Here is a 20,480-nt window from a genome sequence, read left to right as displayed (position 1 = left end):
GGCCCGTGCCCCGGGCCCGGGCCCCCGTCCTCCCACTATGACCCCCGCCGGAACCCTCCCCACTCACGGGTCGCCCTCTCCCTCCTCCCCACCCGCCCCCACACCTGGACACGCCCCCTCAACCCCCGTACGACCTCCCTGTTCCCCCGCGCCGCCCTCTCCGCGCCCCCTGTCGCGCTGGCGTGCTTGTCCTCAATCGCCGGGCGGGCTCTGTGCTCTGCCGAGCCCGCCGCCTCCGCGCCCCCTGTCGCGCCGCCGCGCTCGTCCTCAATCGCCGGACGGGCTCCATGATCTGCCGAGCCCGCCCTCTCCGCGCCCCCCCATCGCGCCGCCGCGCTCGTCCTCAATCGCCGGGCGGGCTTGAATGTGCTGCCCCGCCCGGGTGCTTCGCCGCGCCGCCGTCTCCGGCCATTCCCGCCTCGCTGGGAGGGGGCGGCAGGGTGCGGGCGCGCCACGTGCTGACGTCCCCCCAGGCTCCCCGCAGGGCCCGCGCCTTGAGGAGCCACAGCGACACCTCGTACTCCGAGGTGTAGCCCACCGCCCCGTGCAGTTGCAGCGCGGCCCGCGCCGAGCGGTACGCGGACTCACCCGCGGCCACCTTGGCCGCGGCCACGTCCCGCCAGGCTCCCGCGTCCCCGCCGAGCGGCCCGGCGCCCCCGCGGAGCGACACCGCCGCCCCGAACACCAGCGGACGCGCGAACGCAAGGCCCACCAGCACATCCGCGAGCCGGTGCCGCACGGCCTGGAAGGAGCCGACCGGCACCCCGAACTGCGTGCGCTGCTTCACATACGCCACGGTCCGGTCCAGGAGCGCGGTCCCGACCCCCAGGCACTGCGCGGCGGTGGCGAGCGCCGCCCACCGCAGGGCGTGCCCCGCGGCGTCGACGACCGGGGGCCCGGACGCAAGGACCTCCCCGCCCGGAAGCGGCCGCGCGAGACGCCGCGCCGGGTCGAGGGACGCCCGTACGCGCGCGTGCCCGGGAGCGAGGCGCAGCCGGTCGGCGTCGACGGCGAGGACGAGGGGCACGGCGTCCGCGTCCAAGGCGTACGGACCGGTCGCGGAGAGCGTCAGCGTCGCCCTCGCCTCGCCCGAGACGAGGGCGGGAAGCAGCCGCTTCGCGGGCCCCGGCACGCCGAGTTCGGCGAGACGGGACAGCAGCGCCGCCGCGGCAACCGTCTCGACCAGCGGTCCCGGCGCCGCGTGCCGCCCCAACTCCAGGAAGGCGGCGGCCACGTCGACGGGCAGCGGACCGACGCCGTCGAACTCCTCCCCGGCCGCCAGTGCGAACACCCCCGCCTCGGCGAGCCGCCCCCACAGCGCGAACCCCGGCGCGTGGTCCCCGGCGGCCCAGGCGCGCGCCACCGCCGGGGTGTCCGCGGCGGTCAGCATGCCGTCCAGAGTGCGGGTGAACGCCCGCTGTTCGTCGTCCAGGAGGAACCTCATCCGCGGCGTCCCTTCGGCAGCCCGAGCAGCCGCTCGGCGATGATGTCCCGCTGGATCTCGTTCGTGCCCGCGTAGATCGGCCCGGCCAGCGAGAAGACGTACCCCTCCGACCACGCGGCCCCCTCCGATGACTCATCCCTCTTCGACCACTCAGCCCCCTCCGGCGACTCCGCCCCGGCTCGGCCCCCACCGCCGCCGTGGCTGCCACCGGCCCCGGCACCGGCCCCGGCGTCGACATCGACATCGACGTCTGTCAACTCGCCGTGCGCCCCCAGCAGATCGAGCGCCGCCTCATGCACCGCGATGTCGTACTCGGACCAGAACACCTTGTTCAGGCTGGACTCCGCGCCGACGGCCTCGCCCGCCGCGACCCGCGCGACCCCCGCCCACGTGAACAGCTGGTACGCGCGGGCACCGATCACCGCGTCGGCCACCCGGTCGCGCAGCGCCGTGTCGGACGGGTCGCCGCGCGCGTGCCACAGCCGCACCAGGCGGTCGGCGGTGGCGAGGAAGCGGCCGGGGGAGCGCAGCGTCAGGCCCCGCTCGTCGCCCGTCGCCGCCATGGCGATGCGCCAGCCGTCCCCGGGCGCGCCGATCACGTCCTCGTCGGGGACGAACACGTCGTCCAGGAAGACCTCGGCGAACGCGGGCTTGCCGTCCAGGCGGCCGATGGGGCGGATCGTGACGCCCTGCGCGCGCAGCGGGAACATCAGATACGTCAGGCCCCGGTGCGGCCGCTCCGTCCGTGGCTCGCTGCGGAACAGGCCGAACGCGCGGTCGGCGAACGCGGCCCGCGACGACCACGTCTTCTGCCCGCTCAGCCGCCAGCCGCCGGGCACGCGCCGGGCGGTGGACCGCAGCGACGCCAGGTCGGACCCCGCCTCCGGCTCCGACCAGGCCTGCGCCCAGATCACCTCGCCGCGCGCCATCGGGGGCAGCACCCGGGCGCGCTGCTCGGGCGTGCCGTGGTCGAAGAGGGTGGGGGCGAGGAGGCTGACGCCGTTCTGCGACACCCGGGGCGGCGCGCCCGCGGCGTAGTACTCCTCCTCGAAGGCCAGCCAGCTGACCACGTCGACGCCCCGGCCGCCGAACTCCTCGGGCCAGGACACCACCGACCAGCGGTCCGCGGCGAGTTCGCGCTCCCACGCGCGGTGGGCGGCGAAGCCCTCCTCGGTCTCCAGTGAGGGCAGCGGCACGCGCGGCACGTGCGCGGCGAGCCAGGCGCGCGCCCGCAGCCGGAACTCCTCCTGCTCCGCGGTGAAGTCGAGGTCCATGCCCCTGCTCCCGTCTGCCGCCCACCGGCCGTGAGTCACTCGCCCGTCTTCCCTAACAAGTGTTTGGTAGATTATCGTGGGCGATGGTCCGACGTCGAGCACTCGATCGGGGGATTCACCATGACGGCGCCGATGTACGTTCCCGGGCACGGCCTGCTTGCCGGGCGCACCGCCGTCGTCACCGCCGCCGCGGGCGCCGGGATCGGAGGCGCCACGGCCCGCCGCTGCCTGGAGGAGGGGGCCCGCGTCGTCATCGGTGACGCGCACGCGCGCCGCACCAAGGAGGCCGTGGCCGCGCTCGCGGACGAGTTCGGCCCCGACCGCGTCGACGGCGTCCGCTGCGACGTGACCGACGAGGCCGAGGTGGCCGCCCTGTTCGACCTCGCCGAGCGCCGGCACGGCGGCCTGGACGTCGTGGTGAACAACGCGGGCCTCGGCGGCACGGCCCGCCTCACCGACATGACCGACGACGCCTGGCACAAGGTCATCGACACCACCTTGACCGGCACGTTCCGCTGCGTCCGCGCCGCCCTGCGCCGCATGCGCGCCAGGGACACGGGCGGCGGCGTGATCGTGAACAACGCCTCGGTGCTCGGCTGGCGCGCCCAGGAAGGCCAGGCGCACTACGCGGCGGCGAAGGCCGGTGTCATGGCCCTCACCCGCTGCGCCGCCCTGGAGGCCGCCCCGCACGGCATCCGCGTCAACGCGGTCGCGCCGAGCCTCGCGCTCCACCCCCACCTCGCCAAGGTCACCCCGCCGGGCCTGCTCGAAGAGCTCACCGCCCGCGAGGCGTTCGGGCGCCCCGCCGAGCCCTGGGAGATAGCCAACGTCGTCGTGTTCCTGGCGAGCGGCTACTCCTCGTACATGACGGGCGAGACGGTCTCCGTCAGCAGCCAGCACCCCTAGACGGAGAATGAGCGCGTGCCGACCCAGAAGCAGTCACCCAAGCAGTCGCCGAAGCAGCCCGCCAAGCAGTCGCCGAAGCGGCCCGCCAAGCAGTCGCTCAAGCAGTCACCGGACCAGCCACCGAAACAGGCGAAGACGCAGCCGAAGAAGCAGGCGCGGGACCAGGGCGGGAAGTCCGCCGCCGCGCCCACGGCCGAGCGCCGCGCCGAACTCCTCCGGATCGCCGCGGACGTCTTCGCCGAGCAGGGGTACAACGCCACGACCGTCCGCAAGATCGCCGACGCCGCGGGCATGCTCGCGGGCAGCCTCTACTACCACTTCGACTCCAAGGAGTCGATGCTCGAAGAGATCCTCCGCACGTTCCTGACGGAGCTGTGGGACGGATACGACGCCGTCCTGGCCGCGCCGCTCGGCCCGCGCGAGACCCTGGAGGCGCTCGTCACCGAGTCCTTCCGGGAGATCGACCGGCACCGCGCGGCCGTCGCCATCTACCAGAAGGAGTCCAGGCACCTGGTCGCCCAGACCCGCTTCGAGTACCTCCTGGAGTCCCAGCGGCGCTTCGAGCGGACCTGGCTCACCACCCTCGAACGCGGCGTATCCGAAGGCGCCTTCCGCGGCGATCTGGACGTCCGGCTCACCTACCGGTTCGTGCGCGACACGGTGTGGGTCGCCGCCTCCTGGTACCGGCCGGGCGGCGGCCACAGCCCCGAGGAGATCGCCCGGCAGTACCTGTCCATGGTCCTGGACGGCATCGCCGTCCGGCCCTAGCCCGCGCCGCGGCGGCCCCGCCGCGCGGCGCCCGTCAGTCGAGGAGCACGCAGCCATGGCCGAGGCCTACATCGTCGAGGCGGTCCGCACCCCCGTGGGCAAACGGGGCGGCGGCCTCGCCGGCGTCCACCCCGCCGACCTCGGCGCCCACGTCCTCACCGCCCTCGTGCGGCGCACCGGCATCGACCCCGCCGCCGTCGAGGACGTCGTCTTCGGCTGCCTGGACGCGGTCGGCCCGCAGGCGGGCGACATCGCCCGCACCAGCTGGCTCGCGGCCGGACTCCCGGAAGAGGTGCCGGGCGTGACCGTCGACCGGCAGTGCGGATCCTCCCAACAGGCCCTGCACTTCGCCGCCCAGGCCGTGCTCTCCGGCACCCAGGACCTCGTCGTCGCCGGGGGCACCCAGAACATGTCGATGATCCCCATCGCCTTCGCGTCGCGTCGCGCCGCCGAACCGCTCGGCCTGACCGAGGGCCCCTTCGCGGGCAGCGAAGGATGGCGCGCCCGCTACGGCGAGCAGCCCGTCAACCAGTTCCACGGCGCCCAGCTGATCGCCGAGAAGTGGGGCATCACCCGTACGGACATGGAGGAGTTCGCGCTGCGCTCCCACCAGCGGGCGCTGCGCGCCATCGACGAAGGCCGCTTCGACCGCGAGACCGTCCCCTACGGAGACGTCGTCACCGACGAAGGCCCGCGCCGCGACACGACCCTGTCCAAGATGGCCGCCCTCGCCCCCGTCATGGACGGCGGCACCCTCACCGCCGCCTGCTCCTCCCAGGTCTCCGACGGCGCCGCCGCCCTGCTCCTCGCCAGCGAACGGGCCCTGCGGGACCACGGGTTGACGCCCCGCGCGCGCGTGCACCACCTGTCCGTACGCGGCGAGGACCCCATCCGCATGCTCTCCGCCCCCATTCCGGCCACCGCGCACGCCCTGAAGAAGACCGGAATGACCCTCGACGACATCGACCTCGTCGAGATCAACGAGGCCTTCGCGCCCGTCGTCCTCGCCTGGCTCCGCGAGACCGGCGCCGACCCGGCGAAAGTCAACGTCAACGGCGGCGCCATCGCCCTGGGTCACCCGCTCGGCGCGACCGGCGCCCGCCTGATGACGACGCTCCTTCACGAACTGGAGCGCACCGGCGGCCGGTTCGGCCTCCAGACGATGTGCGAAGGAGGAGGCCAGGCCAACGTCACCGTCATCGAACGCCTCTGACCGAGCCGCCCGCCACCGGCGCGCCCCTTCGGGGCCACGACGGCACGCCGCACCCGTGCCACCGAGGTGGCCTGGCATATGACCGTCTGTCACCCGTGCGGGAGTAGCTGGGCGGACCTCGCTCCCCGGCGGCCCCGACCCGGCTAGTCTCAAGTTCTGTACGTCGATTGAGCGACCCCGGGAGGTAGCGCGATGACGCAGGGACGGCCCGGAGGTGGCGCCTGGGCCCCGCTGTGGGAGCGCGACGAGGAAATCGCCGCGGCCAGGCGGGCCCTGTCCGCCCTGTGCTCGGACATGACGACCGAGGGCGGCCTGCTCGTCTTCAGCGGTGAGGCCGGCATCGGCAAGACCGCGCTCATGGCCGAAGTGCGCCGCATCGCCCACGGCCGGGCCACCGTGTGGTCCGCGCGCGGCGGCGAGACCCTCAAGTCGGTCCCCTTCAACGTCGTGCGGCAGCTGCTGCAGCCCGCGCTCGTCGCCCTCACCCCGGACGAGGCCCGGGAGTACCTCGGCGACTGGTACGACATCGCGGGCCCCGCACTCGGCATCGCCGAGCCCGGCGGCGGCAGGCCCGAACCGCAGGCCGTGTGCGACGGCCTCGTCGAGGTGGTCTCCCGCCTGTCCCGGCTGCACTGGCCGCTCGTCCTGCTCGTCGACGACGCGCACTGGGCCGACCAGGAGACGCTGCGCTGGCTCGCCGCGTTCGCCGAACGGCTCGACGACCTGCCCGTGCTCGTCGTGGTCGCCCACCGGCCCGGCGAGGCCACCGGCGACAGCTCCCGCCTGCTCGCCCGCATCGGCGCCGCCGCCCGGCCCGCGACGGTCCTGCGCACCCTCACCCCGGACGCGACGGCCGGGCTCACCCGCGCCACGCTCGGCGAGCACGCGGACGCCCCGTTCTGCCGCGAGGTGTGGGCGGTCACCAACGGCAACCCGTATGAATCCGTGGAACTCCTCGCCAAGGTGCAGGACAGCGAGCTGGAACCGGTGGAGAGCTCGGCCGCCGAACTGCGCGCCCTCAACCGCTCCGCGCGCGGCCGCGGCCTCGTCGCCCGCCTCGAAGAGCTCGGCACCGACGTCACGCGCTTCGCCTGGGCCGCCGCCATCCTCGGCTCGGCCATCTCCGTGGACCTGGCCGCGCTGCTCGCCGGAATGCCCCGCGACGAGGCCGAGCGGTGCGCCGAGCGGCTGCGCGCCGCCCGCATCGTCACCGGCGGCGAGGACGGCCTGGAGTTCGTCCACCCGCTGATCGCCTCCGCCGTCTACCAGTCCATCCCGCCCGCCACCCGCACCGCCATGCACGGCCAGGCCGCCTGGGCCGTCACCCGCTCGGGACGGGGCGCCGCCGCGGCCTCCCGGCACCTCCTCGAAGTCCACCCCGATGACGACCGCGAACTGGTCGAGCAGCTGCGCGAAGCCGCCGCCGAACACCTCGCCGTCGGCGCGCCCGACGCCGCCAGGAACTGCCTGGAGCGCGCCCTGCGCGAACCCCCGCGCCCCGGCGTGCACGCCCGCGTGCTCTACGAACTGGGCTGCGCCACCCTGCTCACCTCGCCCGTCACCACCATCGGGCACCTGCGCGAGGCCCTGTCCATGCGGGGCCTGAGCCAGGAGCTGCGCGTCGACGCCGTCTGCAGGCTCTCCCAGGCCTTCGTGCACAACGACCAGCTCGGCGAGGGCCTGCGGGCCATCTCCGAGGAAGCCGCCCGGCTCCCCGAAGGCCCCGACCAGCTGCGGCTCCGGGCCGTGCACTTCATGTGGGAGGGCATCCACGCGGGCGAGGAGGACTCACCCGGCCGCTCCCGGCGCCTCGCCGCCCTCGCCGGACCCCTGACCGGGCGCGACAACGCCGAGCGCGCGCTGCTCATCCTGCGCGCCTTCGACGCGATGACGCGCGGCGAGAACGCTGAGGAGGTCGTCGAGCTGTGCGACCGCGCCCTCGTCAACGGCCGCCTCGCCCCCGGCCTCGGCTGGACCGACGCCGAGTGGAGCTTCGAACTGCGCCTGATGCTCGGCGGCTCGTACGCGTTCGCCGACCGCCTCGACCGCGCCGAGAGCCTGTTCACCGAGGCGGTGAAGGCGTACGAGACGGCGGGCTGGAGCGGCGGCCACCTCGCGCTCGCCCACGCCTTCCTGGGATACGTCTACCGCAGGCGGGGGCGGCTCAGGGACGCCGAGAAGTCGCTGCGCGAGAGCCTGCGGCTCGCCGACCGCGTCGGCCAGGGCGGGCTGCCCATGCACTGGGAGGCGGCCAGCATGCTCATCGACACGCTGCTCGCCCGCGGCCACGCCGAGCAGGCCCAGGCCGTCGCCGACCGGTACGGCTTCGCACCGCCCTCCACGTCGACCATCTACGTCCCGGACGCCATGTCCGTGCGCGGGCGCCTGCTGCTGTCCCTCGGCCACCGCGAGGACGGCCTCAACGAACTGGAGGCCACCGCGAAGGCGCTCACCGCGCGCGGGCAGTACAACACGGTGCTCGCGCCCTGGGCGTACGACCTGGCGCGGGCGCTGGCCCACGAGGACCCGCGGCGCGCCGCCGACCTGGTCGCCGACGCGCGCGTGCAGGCCGAGCGGTTCGGCACGGACACCGCGATCGGCGAGGCGCTGCGGTGCGAGGCCGCGCTGGCCTCGGGCCAGCGGTCCGTCGCCCTGTACGGCAAGGCCGTGGCCTATCTGGAGGCGTCGCCGTGCGCGTACGAACACGCGGTCGCGCGCGTCGAGTACGGGGTTGCCTCGGGCAGCGTGGAGGAGACGGAGCGGGGGCTTGCGCTGGCGCGCAGCTGCGGGGCCGATGGGCTGGCCGCCCGGGCCTCGCGGTTCCTGGCCGGGGGCTAGCCGGGGGCGGGCCCCCTGGCACCCCCGAGGGGCGGGCCCCTGGCACCCCCCGAAAGGCATCGGCCTTCGGCCTCGTCCTCAAACGCCGGACGGGCTTGATTCGTCGCGCTGCGCGCTCGTCCTCAAACGCCGGACGGGCTGGATCACCGCGCTTGCGCGCTTGTCCTCAAGCGCCGGACGGGCTGAATAGCCTCAGGTGATGGAGGGTCGTCTCGGCCTCTCTCATGATTCTGGTGATCAGCTCCTCGCAGGACGGGACGTCGGTGAGGACGCCCGCTACCTGGCCCGCGGCCATGATGCCGCCGTGGGGGTCGCCGTCGACCATGGCGGACTTGAGGAGCAGGGGGGTGTTCGCGGCCAGGAGCGTCTGGGACCAGGTGAGGTGCCCCGCGCGTCTGAGGGCGCGGCCGTCGCGGGCCAGGCGGGGCCAGGACTGGCCCGACAGGCGGCGGAACGCCGCCGCGTGCCGCAGGGCGCGCAGCAGGGAGGCGGCGCGGCCCGAGCGCTCCAGGGCCGTCACCAGATCCGTGCGGAGCATCCGGTGGGGGAGGCCGTCCACGCGCGTGGTGACCGTGACGTCCTTGACCGTCGCCGCCAGATAGCGGGCCTTCACCGCGTCCGGGACGGGGGAGTCCGAGGTGAGGAGGAAGCGGGTGCCCATGGCCACCCCGGCCGCGCCGTAGGCAAGCGCCGCGACCAGGCCGCGGCCGTCGTGGAAGCCGCCCGCCGCGATCACCGGGATGTCCACGGCGTCCACGACCTGCGGCACAAGGACGCTCGTGGCGACGTCACCGGTGTGGCCGCCGCCCTCGCCGCCCTGGACGACGACCGCGTCCGCGCCCCACGCCGCGACCTTCTCCGCGTGCCGCCGGGCCCCCACGGAGGGGATCACGACGACACCGGCCGCCTTCAGCTCCGCGATCAGGGCCGCGGAGGGGGCCAGGGCGAAGGACGCGACCCGCACGCCCTCGTCGACGACGATCCGCACGCGGTCGCGCGCGTCGCCCGCGTCCGCGCGCAGGTTCACCCCGAACGGGGCGTCCGTACGCGCCTTCACCTCCCGGATCGCCGCCCGCAGCCCGTCCAGGGTCATCGTGGCCGAGGCGAGGACGCCGAGCGCGCCCGCGTTGGCCGTCGCGGACACCAGGCGCGGGCCCGCGACCCAGCCCATGCCGGTCTGCACGAGAGGGTGGCGGATCCCGACGAGACGGGTCAGCGCGGTGTCCAGGAGCGGCGCGGTCATCGGCGGACCTCGCCCTCGCGCAGCCCCGTGGGGTCCAGGACCTCGCGGATCAGGCGGAGTTCGGCCGCGGTCGGCTCCCGCGTGCGGTCCGCGTCCTCGGGGACCGTCAGGTCGAAGGCGGTGGCCTCGCGGATCTCGTCCGGTGTCACGCCCGGGTGCGCAGAGCGCAGGTGCATCGTGCGGTCGGGGGTCGCGAAGTCGAAGACGCCCAGGTCCGACACGACGCGGCGCAGCTCGTGGAAGCGGGTCGCCGAGGGGCCCGCCGCGGCCGCGCGGTCGTGGCCGACGCCGCTGACCATGTCGACCCGCTCGACGAACACCCGCCGGGAGTGCCGCGGAATCCAGTAACTGACCGGGTGGTTGACCGTGTTCACGGGGGCGCCGCGCACGCACAGGAGCTGCCGGGTGGGCCTGCGCCAGTCGCCCACGCAGCTGATGTTCTGATTGCCGAAGCGGTCGATCTGGCTCGCGCCCATCATCACGTGGCGGCGGCCGCCCATCGCCAGCGTCAGATGGCGGCGGTACGGAAGCCAGCCCTCCGTCACCGTCGAGCGCTCACCAAGGCCCGGCACGTCACCCATCAGGAACGCCTCGCCGTCCGTGAGCAGCAGCTCGGGGGCGAACGTCAGCTTCGCCAGGCGCGCGCCCAGGGTGGGGATCGCGCCCATCGGCGAGGCCAGGATCTCGCCGTCGCCGCGCCAGGCCTCGGCGCAGGCCACCACGCAGTACTCGGCGCGGGTGGCCGTCGTCTCACGCGTCATCGCTGCTCCTTGTGCCAGGCCTGGACGGCCAGGTGGTAGTCCTCCTCGCCGCCGGACAGGAAGCGGTCGTGGAACGCCGCCCAGGCCCCGGTGTCCGCGGCGGCGGTCGCGTACTCCTTCTGGAAGGCCTCGTCGCGGCCGTAGTCCGGGACGCACGACGTGAAGTGCGCGCCCCCCGGGGTCTCGGTCACGCCCGTCACGCTGTGCCGGGAGACAAGGAGGGTCTGGGCGGGGGCGGGAGCGCTGGCGAAGTCGACGAGGCGCTCGCACGAGACGTACGCCGTGTCGGCGGCCTCGCAGAACAGGTCGTCGAAGTACGGGTCGGGGCCCAGATACTGGCCGTTGCCCAGGCGGTCCGCCCGGTTCAGATGCACAAGGGCCGCGTCCATGCGCAGGGCCGGGACCGCGACGAGCTCCTCGCCGTCCTCGTACGGCGACCGCACCGTGCGCAGCCGGGGGTTGACCCGCAGCACGTCCGAACCGAGGCCCGCGCGGACCGGCAGGAACGGCAGGCGCTGGGCGCCCGCGGTCAGGCCCGTGAGGAACATCGCCTCGTCCAGCTCGACCAGTTCGAACGCCCCGCGCTCGCGCGCCGCCCGGAAGTGCGGCTCCAGGGGGACGGAGTCGAGCGTCACGAACGGCGCGACCAGCGCCCGGATCCTGCCGGCGGCGGCGAGCAGCCCGACGTCCGGGCCGCCGCACGCCACGACCGTCAGATCGGTGACGTCCGAGCGCAGCAGGGCGCGCACCAGGGCCATCGGTTTGCGGCGCGACCCCCAGCCGCCGATGCCGAGCGTCATGCCGCTCGCCAGACCGGCCACGATCTGCTCGGGCGTCATCGTCTTGTCCCGTACGCCTGTCCCGTACGCCATGTCAGCTCCCCTCGGCCCGCGTTGAGGTGTCCGGGGCGGCGGCGGGCCCCTCCGTGCCGTCGCGGACGCGGGCCGTCGCGCCGCTCAGGTTGGCCTCGAAGGTGAAGCCCTGCTCGAAGCGGTAGCTGCGGCGCACGTCCACGGGGTCGATGCCGTTGATCGCGGCCTTCGCCAGGCGCAGCAGGGTGCCGTCCTTGCGGGCGATCTCGCGGGCCAGCTCCAGGGCCGCCGCCCGCAGTTCCGCGCGCGGCACCACCCGCCACACCGAGCCGTGCGCGTGCAGTTCGGCGGCGGTGACCGTGCGCGCCGTGTAATACAGCGCGCGCATCAGGTGCTGGGGGACCAGGCGGGCCAGGTGCGTGGCGGCGCCGAGCGCGCCGCGGTCCAGCTCCGGCAGGCCGAACGTGGCGTCCTCGCTCGCCACGACCACGTCCGCGTTGCCGACGAGGCCCACGCCGCCGCCCAGGCAGAAGCCCTGCACGGCCGCGACGACCGGCACCGCGCAGTCGTACACCGCGGCGAAGGCCTCGGCGCAGCCGTGGTTCACGCCGAGCAGCGCGCCGTGGTCCCGGTCGTGCCGCAGCTCCTTGATGTCCACGCCCGCGTTGAACCCGCGGCCCTCGGCAGCGAGGACCACGCAGCGCACGCCGGGGTCGCGGCCCGCCGCGCGCACCGCGTCCGCAAGGGCGAACCACCCCCGTACCGGAAGGGCGTTGACCGGGGCGTGGTCGACCGTGACGACGGCCACGCCCTCCTCGGGGAGCGAAGTGGAGACAGGCATCAGCGGATCCGCTACCTTTCAACCAGCGCCTTCAACCAAACATTTGTTAGTTACTCGGGAAGGTAGCAGCGATGACTGACAATCGACAGGTGGTCGTGGTCACCGGCGGCACCCGCGGCGTGGGCGCGGGCATCGCACGGGGCTTCCTGGCCACCGGCGCGCGCGTGGTCATCTGCGCCCGCAGGCCGCCCGCGGCGCCCGTCGAAGTGCCGGGCGCCACGGCGGAGTTCCGGCCCGTCGACCTGCGCGACGCCGAGGCGGCCCGGGGGTTCTGCGGCGCGGTCGCCGCCGACCACGGACGGATCGACGTGCTCGTGAACAACGCGGGCGGCACGCCGTTCGGCCTGCTCGCCGAGACGACGGCCGCCCGCCAGACGAAGATCGTCGAGCTGAACCTGCTCGCGCCGCTGTACACGTCCCTGGCCGCCCGCGAGGTGATGTGCCGTCAGGAGTCGGGCGGCGCCATCATCATGATCGGCAGCGTCAGCGGCACCCGCCCCTCACCCGGCTCCGGGGCCTACGGCGCGGCCAAGGCGGGCCTGGAGAACCTGGCCCGCACCATGGCCGTCGAATGGGCCCCACGCGTGCGCGTGAACACCGTGGTCCTCGGCCTGGTGCGCACCGAGAGCGCCCATCTGCACTACGGCGACGAAGACGGGGTCGCCGCGGTGGCCCGCACCGTCCCGCTCGGCCGCCTCGCGGACCCCTCGGACGCCGCCGACATCTGCGTCTTCCTCGCCTCGGACGCCGCGCGGTACATCAGCGGCGCCTCCCTCCAAGTGCACGGCGGCGGCGAGAGACCGGCGTTCCTGGACGCCGCTCCGGTGAACCACTGACGCGCCCGCGCGCGGCCGTCCCCGCCCCGACCCCAGCCCCTCGTCGAAGGAGTTCCCGCATGACCGCCGCCGTCGAACCCGGAATCTGCGCGGGCCGCGTCGTGATCGTCACCGGCGCGGGCCGCGGCCTAGGGCGCGCGCACGCGCACGCGTACGCCGCCGAAGGCGCCCGGGTCGTCGTCAACGACCTGGGGGTGGAGCCCGACGGCGCGGGAGCGTCCGGGGGGCCCGCGCAGGACGTCGTCGAGGAGATCCGCGCGGCGGGCGGCGACGCCGTCGCCCACTGCGGCGACATCGCGACCCCCGAGGGCGCCGCGTCCCTCGTCCAGGCCGCCTTGGAGACGTACGGACGCCTGGACACCCTCGTGAACAACGCGGGGTTCCTGCGCGACCGCATGCTCATCAACCTGGACGAGGACGACTGGGACGCCGTCCTGCGCGTGCACCTGAAGGGACACTTCCTGCCCCTGAAGCACGCCGCGAGGCACTGGCGCGCCGCGCACAAGGAGGGCCGCGCCCCGCACGCGTGCGTGGTCAACACCAGTTCGGGGGCGGGCCTCGCGGGCAGCGTCGGGCAGGGCAACTACAGCGCGGCCAAGGCCGGGATCCTCGGTCTGACGATGGTCGCGGCCGCCGAACTCGCCGCCTACGGAGTGCGCGTGAACGCCATCGCGCCCGCCGCCCGCACCCGCATGACCGAGCGCGCCTTCGCCCAGGCGATGGCCGCCCCCGTAGAGGGCGGTTTCGACGCCATGGCTCCCCAGAACGTGTCGCCCCTGGTGGTCTGGCTCGGCTCCCCGGCCTCCTCAGGGGTCACGGGCCGCGTCTTCGAGGCGGAGGCGGGCCGCATCACCGTCATGGAGGGCTGGCGTCCAGGACCGAGCGCCGACAAGGGCGCCCGCTTCACCCCGGCGGAGGCGGGCGAGACGGCCCTGAAGCTCCTCTCCAGGGCCGAGCCGCCCCAGCCGGTGTACGGCTCACGCTGACCCGTCGCCGCCACCGAGGAGCGCTCGCGCGACGGCCTCCGGGCGCTCCGCCGGAGCCAGATGGGCCGCGTCCCGCAGCTCGACGTACCGGGCGCGGGGCACCGCCGCCGCGATCTCCCGCCCGTGCGCGGGCGGCGTCGCGAGGTCCTCGCGCCCGGCGACGACCACCGTCGGCGTGGTGATCCCGGGCAGCTCCCGCCGGAGGTCGTACGCGGCGAGCGCGTCGCAGCACGCCGCGTACGCCCCGGGGTCGGCGCGCCGGTGGTCCGCCACCAGGCGGGGCACGGTGAACCCCGGCGTGAACCACCGCCCGGGAGCGGTGCGCGCCAGGTCCCGGAGGCCCTCGCGGCGCACCAGGGCGGCGCGGTCGCGCCAGGCCTCCGGGTCGCCGAAGCGGGCGGAGGAGCACACCACGGCCAGCCGCGTCAGACGCGCGCGGTGATGGACCGCCAGGTGCAGGCCCACCGCCCCGCCCAGGGACACGCCCGCGTACGCGAACTGCTCCAGGCCGAGCCGGTCGGCGAGGTCCAGGACGAGCGCGGCGAGATCGGCGACGCGCGCCCCGGGAGCGAGTAGGTCCGGCGGCGAGCCCCCGTGGCCCGGCAGGTCCCAGCGCAGCACCCGGTGCGCCCCGGACAGCAGGGGCGTCACGGCGGCCCACAGGGCGGTGGACGTGCCGAGGGAGGGCCCGAGGAGCAGCGGCGGCGCGGTGGCGGGGCCGTCCGCACGGCAGTGCAGCCCGAGGCTCACGCGCGCCCCAGGGCGCGGTCGGTGAGGGCCGCCGCCGATCCCGTGGCGCGGGCGGGGTCGGCGAGCGCGGGCGCCTCGGGGTCCGTGAGCCCCTCCTTGGCCAGGGCGTCGGCGAGCGAGCCGCCGTGTTCGCGGACACCACGGGCCGCCGCCGTCACCAGGGCCCTGGCCCGCGCGCGGCCGAGCGCCGGTGTCAGCTCCGCCACCAGCTGCTCGGAGACGATAAGCCCGCCGGTGAGGTGCAGATGCCCGCGCATCACGGAGGCGTGGACCCGGAGCGCCGAGGCCAGCTCCGCGGTGTCGCGGGCCGCGCCCCCGACGAGCCGCAGCAGGTCGCGCAGCGCCTCCCACTCCGCGTGCCAGGCACCCGAGGGGCGCTCGTCCTCCGCCACCACACAGGCGTACAGCGTGGCGGCGAGGGCGGGGGCGCGGCGGGCCGCGGCGGCCACGAGCGTGGCGCGCACCGGGTTCGCCTTGTGCGGCAGCGCCGAGGAGCCGCCGGTTCCGCAGGGGCCGCCCGCCCCTCCTTCGGTGACTTCCGCGATCTCCGTACGGGACAGCGTGAGGACGTCCGCCGCGCCCTTGCCGAGCCCTGTGGCGGTGAACGCGAGGGTCCCGGCGAGGTCGGCGACCGGGGTGCGCAGGGTGTGCCAGGGAAGGACCGGCTCGGCCAGGGCCAGTTCGCGGGCGTACGCGGCCATGAGCCTGAGGCCCGCGCCGCTGCCGCCGTACGCGTCGAACGCCGCGAGGGTTCCCACCGCGCCGCCGAGCTGGACGGGCAGCGCGGCGCGCACCCGGGCCAGGCGGTCCCGCGCGTCCAGGACGAGGGACCGCCACCCCGCCGCCTTCAGGCCGAAGGTCGTGGGCGCCGCGTGCTGGGTCAGGGTGCGGCCTGGCATCGGCGTGTCGCGGTGCGCGGCGGCGAGTTCGGCCCACGCGTGTTCCGCGCGGGCCAGGTCCCCGAGGATGAGGTCCAGGGTGCGCGCGGCCACCAGCATGGCCGCCGTGTCCAGGACGTCCTGACTGGTGGCGCCCCGGTGCACATAGGGCGCCGCCTCCGCGGGCACCGCCGCCGTCAGGTCCTCGACCAGCGGGATCACCGGGTTGCCGCCGCCCCGCGCGCGGACGGCCAGGGAGCGCGCGTCGAAGCGGTCCGCGACGGCCGCGTCCGTGACCGCGCGCGCGGCGGCGCGCGGCGCCATGCCCACCGCGTGCTGCGCCCGCGTCAGGGCCGCCTCGGCGTCCAGGAGCGCCTGGAGGAACGCGCGGTCGCCGGTGGCGCGCTCGGCGGGCGCGTCCGCGCGGCCCGGGGCCAGCAGCCCACGGTCGGCGTCGGCGTCGGGCGCGGCCCGGGGCCGCCGGGCGCCGGGGCTCACGGGAACTCCAGGAAGACCGTCTCGTCCTCGCCCTGGAGCCGGATGTCGAAGCGGTGCACGTGCCCCGGCCCGGGGCGCGCCAGGAGCGTGGCGCGGCGGTCGGGGGGAAGCGAGCCGAGCAGCGCGTCGTCCTGGTCGTCCCGCAGGTACGCGCGCGTGTACAGGTGGGCGAGGAGACCGCGCGCGAACACGGCCAGGCATACGTACGGCACGCCGCCCGGTGCCAGGGTGCGGACCGTCCAGTGGCCGTCCGCGTCCGTCGGGACCCGGCCGAAGCCCGTGAACGTGACGCCGTCGCGCCCGGTCACCGCCCCGCTCACCGGGTCCCGGCGCAGCGATCCCGGCGCGCCCGCGCGCGAGCCGTCCGGCGCGGGCTGCCATGTCTCGACGAGCGCGTCGGCGACGGGCTTCCCCGCGCCGTCGTACACGTACCCGTGCAGCGTGATCGTGTCCGGGTGGCCCGCCGGGGCGACCTCGCCGCCGCCCGCGACGGGCAGCGCGAAGCCGTAGAAGGGGCCGATGGTCTGGGACGGGGTGGGCGCCTGCCGGGGCATCGGCGGCATCGGGGTGGTCGGGGTTGGGGTCATCGCGGTGCGCCTTCCTCGAAGGGCGTGGCGGACGGGCCGTCGAGGACGATGTCCCAGCGGTAGCCGAGCGCCCACTCGGGCTGGGTCAGCGCGGGGTCGAAGCGGGCCACGAGCCGGGCCCGCGCCGTGTCGTCGGGCACCGAGTGCAGCACGGGGTCGTACCCGAGCAGCGGGTCGCCGGGGAAGTACATCTGCGTCACCAGGCGCTGTGCGAACGCCGTACCGAACAGGGAGAAGTGCAGATGGGCGGGGCGCCAGGCGTTGTGGTGGTTGCGCCAGGGGTAGGCGCCGGGCCGTACGGTCGTGAACGCGTACACGCCGTCGTCGTCGGTCAGACAGCGGCCGAAGCCGGTGAAGTTCGGGTCCAGCGGCGCCGGGTGCCGGTCGATCCGGTGCGCGTACCGCCCGGAGGCGTTGGCCTGCCACAGCTCCACCAGCTGCCCCCGCGACGGCCTGCCGTGACGGTCCGTCACACGACCGGACACCACGATGCGCTCGCCGAGCGGCTCGCCCGCGTGCTGGGCCGTCAGATCCCGGTCGAGGGCGGTGACGTCCGTGGCGCCGAAGACCGGGCCCGTCAGCTCCACGGCCTCCGGATCGAGGACGGGCACGGCGGGGTGGTGCGGGTGGCGGAGCAGGGCGCCGTGGTAGGGCGGGACGGCGAAGGGCGCGCCCGGCTCCTGGCCGGCGGCCCGCGCGTGGGGCGCGGCGCCGGGGGAGCGGCCGCCGGGGGTGTGCCGTGCGGTGCCCGCGCGGCCCCGGTGCGGGGCGTCGGGCGGCGGATGGGGACTCATGTCCGTCTTGTCCTCCCTGGTTCGTGCTGTGGGGCGTCCGGAACGCGGACGCTCGCCGCCGTCCGGGCGACGACCTCGGCCGTCGTGACGCCCGGCGCGCGCTCGGCGAGCTCCAGGCCGTCCTCGCCGACGTCGAACACGCCGAGGTCCGTGATGACGCGGTGCACACAGCGCCTGCCGGTGAGCGGCAGGTCGCACTCCTCAACGAGCTTGGGCGAGCCGTCCTTGGTGGTGTGCGCCATCGTCACGATGACCCGGCGGGCGCCGTGCACCAGGTCCATGGCCCCGCCGATGCCGGTGACGAGCCTGCCGGGGACCGCCCAGTTGGCGAGGTCCCCGCGCGCGGAGACCTGCATCGCGCCGAGGACCGCCACGTCGACGTGCCCGCCGCGGATCATGCCGAAGGACAGCGCCGAGTCGAAGTACGCCGCCCCGGGCCGCGCCGTCACCGTCTCCTTGCCCGCGTTGATCAGGTCCGGGTCCACCGCGTCGGCCGTGGGGTACGGGCCGACGCCGAGGACGCCGTTCTCGGACTGGACGACCACCTCCACGTCCGGCCGCAGGAAGCCGGGGATGAGCGTCGGCAGGCCGATGCCCAAGTTGACGTACTGGCCGTCCCGCAGCTCGCGCGCGGCGCGGGCGGCGATCTCCGCACGGGTCCACGCCATCAGCCGCTCACCGTCCGCTTCTCGATGCCCTTGGCGGCCGCCTCGTCCGGGCTGAGCGCGACGACCCGCTGCACGAAGACGCCGGGCAGATGCACCGCGTCCGGGTCGATGGCGCCGGGCTCCACCAGCTCCTCCACCTCCGCGACCGCGACCCTTCCGGCCATCGCGGCCAGGGGGTTGAAGTTCCGGCTCGCCTTGGCGAACACCAGATTGCCGTGGCGGTCCCCGCGCGCGGCGCGCACCAGCGCGAAGTCGGTGCGGATGCCGTGCTCCAGGACGTGCGGGACGCCCTCGAACTCCCGTACCTCCTTGGGCGGCGAGGCCACCACTACGCCGCCGTCGCCGTCGTAGCGCCACGGCAGTCCGCCCTCGGCGACCTGCGTGCCCACCCCGGCCGGGGTGTAGAAGGCCGGGATGCCGCAGCCGCCCGCGCGCAGCCGCTCGGCGAGGGTGCCCTGCGGAATCAGCTCCACCTCAAGGTCGCCCGCCAGGTACTGGCGCGCGAACTCCCGGTTGGCGCCGATGTACGACCCCGTCACGCGGGCGATGCGGCCCGCGGCGAGCAGGACCGCGAGCCCCGTGCCGAGGGCGCCGCAGTTGTTCGACACCACGCGCAGCTCCCCGACGCCCCGCCGGTGCAGGGCGGCGATCAGGGCGCTCGGCACACCGCTGAGGCCGAAGCCCCCCACCGCCAGGGAGGCGCCGCTGCCGACGTCGGCCACCGCCTGGTCGGCCGTGGCGACCACCTTGTCCATCCGGGCAGCCTCATCTCCGCGCATTAATCAGCACACTGACTATTGGGGTGAGTCGTTCCCTTGAACTCCTTTTCACGCTGCCACTGCTGCGCGGCATCGTCAAGGTCCCCTCTGGGCAGGTATTGTTCAGTGCACATACCGTCTTGGGAGCGGGGGAGCAGTTATGGCCGCGGTGGATCTGACCAGCCATCCAGGGCATCTCGCCCGCAGGCTCCAGCAGGCACACCATCTGTTGTGGACCACGATGGTGTCCGAGGAGACCACCTCGCCCCAGTTCGCGGTCCTGAACGCCCTGGTCGGCGACCCGGGCCTGGACCAGCGCGGGGTGGGCGCGCGCGTGGGCCTCGACCGCTCCACCGTCGCCGAGGTCGTCAGCAGGCTCAGCCGCCGCGGCCTCGTCGACAAGGTCCGCGACCCGCAGGACGGCCGCCGCGCCCTGCTGCGCCTCACGGCCGACGGCAGGCGCGCGCACCGCAAGCTGACGGTGCGCACGGCCCGGATGAACCGCGTATTCCTGGCCCCGTTGACCCCCGAGGAGCAGGCCCAGTTCCTCGGCCTCGCCCAGCGGGTCGCGGACGCCGCCGAACTGCTGCGCGACCCGCTGCCCGAGCCCTTGGCGCCCTGACCACCGCCGCGCCTCAGGCCTGGGTGAACACCACCCACACCGGGCCGTCCGCGAACGCCAGGGGCGCGCCCTTCGGGGTCGTGAACTCCGTGCCGTCCTGCGCGGACGGCCGCCGCCAGCGCGCCTCGTACGCCCGGCCGTCCCGCAGCACCCGCGCCGTGCCCGAGCCCACCGTGCGGCTGAAGGGGGAGGGGTTGCCCGAGCGGTCGTGGAAGCGCGAGTCGCGGATGTCGACGCGCTGCTCCACGACCGTGGCCGCGCTCAGCGCGTCGCCGGACGCGGTCCGCGCCGGGCGCCCGTCCATCGCGATGTGCCAGCGTCCCTCGTACTCGACCCAGGTGAAGGTGAACCGCGCGGAAGGGAAGCGCACCGTCTCGCGGGTCGTGGGCGTGCCGCCCGCCGGGCGCGGCCCGAACTTCAAGCCCGTGCTCTCCAGTCCCTTCGCCGTCACCCGGGCGCCTAGGGCGCTGGGGCGCAGATAGAGGTTGTGCGGCGCGGGCCTGTCGCCGCTTCGGTAGTACGCCCTGCCGGGGGCCGCGCCCGGCGGCAGCGGGCGCAGCGGGGCCGCGTCGATCAGCGGGAGCAGCTTGGACTGCGCCCCGGAGAACGCGAGCGCCGGGCGGTCGAACTGGCGCAGGAGCTCCAGGTCGGTCTCGCGGGCGCTGCGCACCGGGCCGACCACCGGCGGGAGACGGCGCGCGTACACGGCCATCAGGCGGCTCAGCCCGGCTTCCACCCGCTCCACGTAGACGACGTCCGCCGCCTCCAGGCCGGTCTGCGGGCGGGCCGGGCCCACGTTGTCGACCTTCACCGCGAGCACCCGGCCGCCGTCCCCGCCCGGCGGCCTGTCGTCCGGCCCTCGTTCCTGGAGCGTGCAGGCGAGGGCGAGCGCGGCGAGCACGGTGACCGCCGCGACCGCGATCACCGCCCGCCGCGTGCGCGCCGTCGGCCCACTGACACGTGTGCGCTGTCCCATGCGAAGGATCTACCCCGATCCGGCGCC

The 20,480-nt window shown here is 75.2% G+C and carries 19 protein-coding genes and 1 pseudogene; 7 read left to right on the top strand and 13 right to left on the bottom strand.

The window, feature by feature from the left end:
- Positions 1–343: 343 nt before the first annotated feature.
- Both AC07A4_RS05330 and AC07A4_RS05325 read right to left on the bottom strand, forming a co-directional pair.
- Positions 344–1,444: an acyl-CoA dehydrogenase family protein gene (locus AC07A4_RS05330; RefSeq protein WP_478593252.1), complete on the bottom strand. Its 1,101-nt coding sequence runs from the start codon at positions 1,442–1,444 to the stop codon at positions 344–346.
- Positions 1,441–2,718, bottom strand: coding sequence for an acyl-CoA dehydrogenase family protein (locus tag AC07A4_RS05325; RefSeq protein WP_478593250.1), 1,278 nt, complete (start codon positions 2,716–2,718; stop codon positions 1,441–1,443). The genes AC07A4_RS05330 and AC07A4_RS05325 overlap by 4 nt, the downstream gene beginning before the upstream one ends.
- Before the next feature lie 120 nt (positions 2,719–2,838).
- Here AC07A4_RS05325 and AC07A4_RS05320 point away from each other — a divergent pair, with 120 nt between their 5' ends.
- The 4 genes from AC07A4_RS05320 to AC07A4_RS05305 all read left to right on the top strand — a co-directional run bounded on the left by AC07A4_RS05320 (position 2,839) and on the right by AC07A4_RS05305 (position 8,443).
- Positions 2,839–3,624 (top strand): SDR family oxidoreductase, encoded by a 786-nt coding sequence (locus AC07A4_RS05320; protein WP_478593247.1) that lies wholly within the window; start codon positions 2,839–2,841, stop codon positions 3,622–3,624.
- 15 nt (positions 3,625–3,639) lie between these two features.
- Positions 3,640–4,392, top strand: coding sequence for a TetR/AcrR family transcriptional regulator (locus tag AC07A4_RS05315; protein ID WP_478593245.1), 753 nt, complete (start codon positions 3,640–3,642; stop codon positions 4,390–4,392).
- Between the two features lie 55 nt (positions 4,393–4,447).
- A complete protein-coding gene (locus AC07A4_RS05310) occupies positions 4,448–5,605 on the top strand; it encodes an acetyl-CoA C-acetyltransferase (protein ID WP_478593243.1) in 1,158 nt (385 codons plus the stop codon).
- 192 nt (positions 5,606–5,797) lie between these two features.
- Positions 5,798–8,443 (top strand): ATP-binding protein, encoded by a 2,646-nt coding sequence (locus AC07A4_RS05305; protein ID WP_478593240.1) that lies wholly within the window; start codon positions 5,798–5,800, stop codon positions 8,441–8,443.
- A 166-nt stretch (positions 8,444–8,609) separates the two neighbouring features.
- On the opposite strand, the gene AC07A4_RS05300 is transcribed toward AC07A4_RS05305, so the two are convergent.
- The 4 genes from AC07A4_RS05300 to AC07A4_RS05285 are packed head-to-tail and all read right to left on the bottom strand — an operon-like array spanning position 8,610 to position 12,100.
- Positions 8,610–9,671 (bottom strand): NAD(P)H-dependent flavin oxidoreductase, encoded by a 1,062-nt coding sequence (locus AC07A4_RS05300; protein WP_478594348.1) that lies wholly within the window; start codon positions 9,669–9,671, stop codon positions 8,610–8,612.
- Positions 9,672–9,682: 11 nt separating this feature from the next.
- Entirely contained in the window at positions 9,683–10,447 is a 765-nt protein-coding gene (locus AC07A4_RS05295) for a CoA-transferase subunit beta (protein ID WP_478593237.1), read from the bottom strand.
- The gene (locus AC07A4_RS05290; RefSeq protein ID WP_478593234.1) at positions 10,444–11,319 is read right to left on the bottom strand and encodes a CoA transferase subunit A; all 876 of its coding nucleotides are present in this window, start codon (positions 11,317–11,319) and stop codon (positions 10,444–10,446) included. Before AC07A4_RS05290 ends, AC07A4_RS05295 begins: the two co-directional genes overlap by 4 nt.
- A gap of 1 nt (position 11,320) precedes the next feature.
- On the bottom strand, positions 11,321–12,100 hold the full coding sequence (locus AC07A4_RS05285; RefSeq protein ID WP_478593232.1) for an enoyl-CoA hydratase family protein: 780 nt from the start codon (positions 12,098–12,100) through the stop codon (positions 11,321–11,323).
- 71 nt (positions 12,101–12,171) lie between these two features.
- Here AC07A4_RS05285 and AC07A4_RS05280 point away from each other — a divergent pair, with 71 nt between their 5' ends.
- Positions 12,172–12,936, top strand: coding sequence for an SDR family oxidoreductase (locus AC07A4_RS05280; RefSeq protein ID WP_478593230.1), 765 nt, complete (start codon positions 12,172–12,174; stop codon positions 12,934–12,936).
- A 59-nt stretch (positions 12,937–12,995) separates the two neighbouring features.
- Entirely contained in the window at positions 12,996–13,922 is a 927-nt protein-coding gene (locus AC07A4_RS05275) for an SDR family oxidoreductase (RefSeq protein WP_478593227.1), read from the top strand.
- Here the strand turns inward: AC07A4_RS05275 and AC07A4_RS05270 are convergent.
- The 6 genes and pseudogenes from AC07A4_RS05270 to AC07A4_RS05245 form a co-directional block, all read right to left on the bottom strand.
- Positions 13,917–14,672: pseudogene (locus tag AC07A4_RS05270) on the bottom strand (alpha/beta fold hydrolase); the annotation flags it as partial. The gene AC07A4_RS05275 and the pseudogene AC07A4_RS05270 sit on opposite strands and share 6 nt — an antisense overlap.
- Positions 14,669–16,048, bottom strand: a complete 1,380-nt coding sequence (gene pcaB / locus AC07A4_RS05265) for a 3-carboxy-cis,cis-muconate cycloisomerase (RefSeq protein WP_478593224.1) — start codon at positions 16,046–16,048, stop codon at positions 14,669–14,671. The gene pcaB and the pseudogene AC07A4_RS05270, both read right to left, overlap by 4 nt.
- The gene (pcaG, locus tag AC07A4_RS05260; RefSeq protein ID WP_478593221.1) at positions 16,045–16,635 is read right to left on the bottom strand and encodes a protocatechuate 3,4-dioxygenase subunit alpha; all 591 of its coding nucleotides are present in this window, start codon (positions 16,633–16,635) and stop codon (positions 16,045–16,047) included. Before pcaG ends, pcaB begins: the two co-directional genes overlap by 4 nt.
- Positions 16,632–17,429: a protocatechuate 3,4-dioxygenase subunit beta gene (gene pcaH / locus AC07A4_RS05255; protein WP_478593219.1), complete on the bottom strand. Its 798-nt coding sequence runs from the start codon at positions 17,427–17,429 to the stop codon at positions 16,632–16,634. Before pcaH ends, pcaG begins: the two co-directional genes overlap by 4 nt.
- On the bottom strand, positions 17,426–18,097 hold the full coding sequence (locus AC07A4_RS05250) for a 3-oxoacid CoA-transferase subunit B (RefSeq protein ID WP_478593217.1): 672 nt from the start codon (positions 18,095–18,097) through the stop codon (positions 17,426–17,428). The genes pcaH and AC07A4_RS05250 overlap by 4 nt, the downstream gene beginning before the upstream one ends.
- On the bottom strand, positions 18,097–18,852 hold the full coding sequence (locus AC07A4_RS05245; RefSeq protein WP_478593215.1) for a CoA transferase subunit A: 756 nt from the start codon (positions 18,850–18,852) through the stop codon (positions 18,097–18,099). The genes AC07A4_RS05250 and AC07A4_RS05245 overlap by 1 nt, the downstream gene beginning before the upstream one ends.
- Before the next feature lie 163 nt (positions 18,853–19,015).
- Here AC07A4_RS05245 and AC07A4_RS05240 point away from each other — a divergent pair, with 163 nt between their 5' ends.
- Complete coding sequence (locus AC07A4_RS05240) at positions 19,016–19,477, top strand: MarR family winged helix-turn-helix transcriptional regulator (protein ID WP_478593213.1); 462 nt, start codon at positions 19,016–19,018, stop codon at positions 19,475–19,477.
- Between the two features lie 13 nt (positions 19,478–19,490).
- Here the strand turns inward: AC07A4_RS05240 and AC07A4_RS05235 are convergent, their stop codons facing one another.
- On the bottom strand, positions 19,491–20,453 hold the full coding sequence (locus tag AC07A4_RS05235; RefSeq protein ID WP_478593210.1) for a DUF3048 domain-containing protein: 963 nt from the start codon (positions 20,451–20,453) through the stop codon (positions 19,491–19,493).
- Positions 20,454–20,480 lie beyond the last annotated feature (27 nt).

It is taken from the genome of Streptomyces sp. NPDC043996 (assembly GCF_056435225.1).
Note: the sequence above shows the minus strand (reverse complement) of the source record. Positions and strands in the feature narration are given on the sequence as shown.

Coding starts and splice junctions, on each gene's coding strand:
- AC07A4_RS05330 (WP_478593252.1), bottom strand. CDS start 1,444: ATGAGGTTCCTCCTGGACGACGAACAGCGGGCGTTCACCCGCACTCTG.
- AC07A4_RS05325 (WP_478593250.1), bottom strand. CDS start 2,718: ATGGACCTCGACTTCACCGCGGAGCAGGAGGAGTTCCGGCTGCGGGCG.
- AC07A4_RS05320 (WP_478593247.1), top strand. CDS start 2,839: ATGACGGCGCCGATGTACGTTCCCGGGCACGGCCTGCTTGCCGGGCGC.
- AC07A4_RS05310 (WP_478593243.1), top strand. CDS start 4,448: ATGGCCGAGGCCTACATCGTCGAGGCGGTCCGCACCCCCGTGGGCAAA.
- AC07A4_RS05305 (WP_478593240.1), top strand. CDS start 5,798: ATGACGCAGGGACGGCCCGGAGGTGGCGCCTGGGCCCCGCTGTGGGAG.
- AC07A4_RS05295 (WP_478593237.1), bottom strand. CDS start 10,447: ATGACGCGTGAGACGACGGCCACCCGCGCCGAGTACTGCGTGGTGGCC.
- AC07A4_RS05290 (WP_478593234.1), bottom strand. CDS start 11,319: ATGGCGTACGGGACAGGCGTACGGGACAAGACGATGACGCCCGAGCAG.
- AC07A4_RS05285 (WP_478593232.1), bottom strand. CDS start 12,100: ATGCCTGTCTCCACTTCGCTCCCCGAGGAGGGCGTGGCCGTCGTCACG.
- AC07A4_RS05280 (WP_478593230.1), top strand. CDS start 12,172: ATGACTGACAATCGACAGGTGGTCGTGGTCACCGGCGGCACCCGCGGC.
- AC07A4_RS05275 (WP_478593227.1), top strand. CDS start 12,996: ATGACCGCCGCCGTCGAACCCGGAATCTGCGCGGGCCGCGTCGTGATC.
- pcaG (WP_478593221.1), bottom strand. CDS start 16,635: ATGACCCCAACCCCGACCACCCCGATGCCGCCGATGCCCCGGCAGGCG.
- pcaH (WP_478593219.1), bottom strand. CDS start 17,429: ATGAGTCCCCATCCGCCGCCCGACGCCCCGCACCGGGGCCGCGCGGGC.
- AC07A4_RS05250 (WP_478593217.1), bottom strand. CDS start 18,097: ATGGCGTGGACCCGTGCGGAGATCGCCGCCCGCGCCGCGCGCGAGCTG.
- AC07A4_RS05245 (WP_478593215.1), bottom strand. CDS start 18,852: ATGGACAAGGTGGTCGCCACGGCCGACCAGGCGGTGGCCGACGTCGGC.
- AC07A4_RS05240 (WP_478593213.1), top strand. CDS start 19,016: ATGGCCGCGGTGGATCTGACCAGCCATCCAGGGCATCTCGCCCGCAGG.
- AC07A4_RS05235 (WP_478593210.1), bottom strand. CDS start 20,453: ATGGGACAGCGCACACGTGTCAGTGGGCCGACGGCGCGCACGCGGCGG.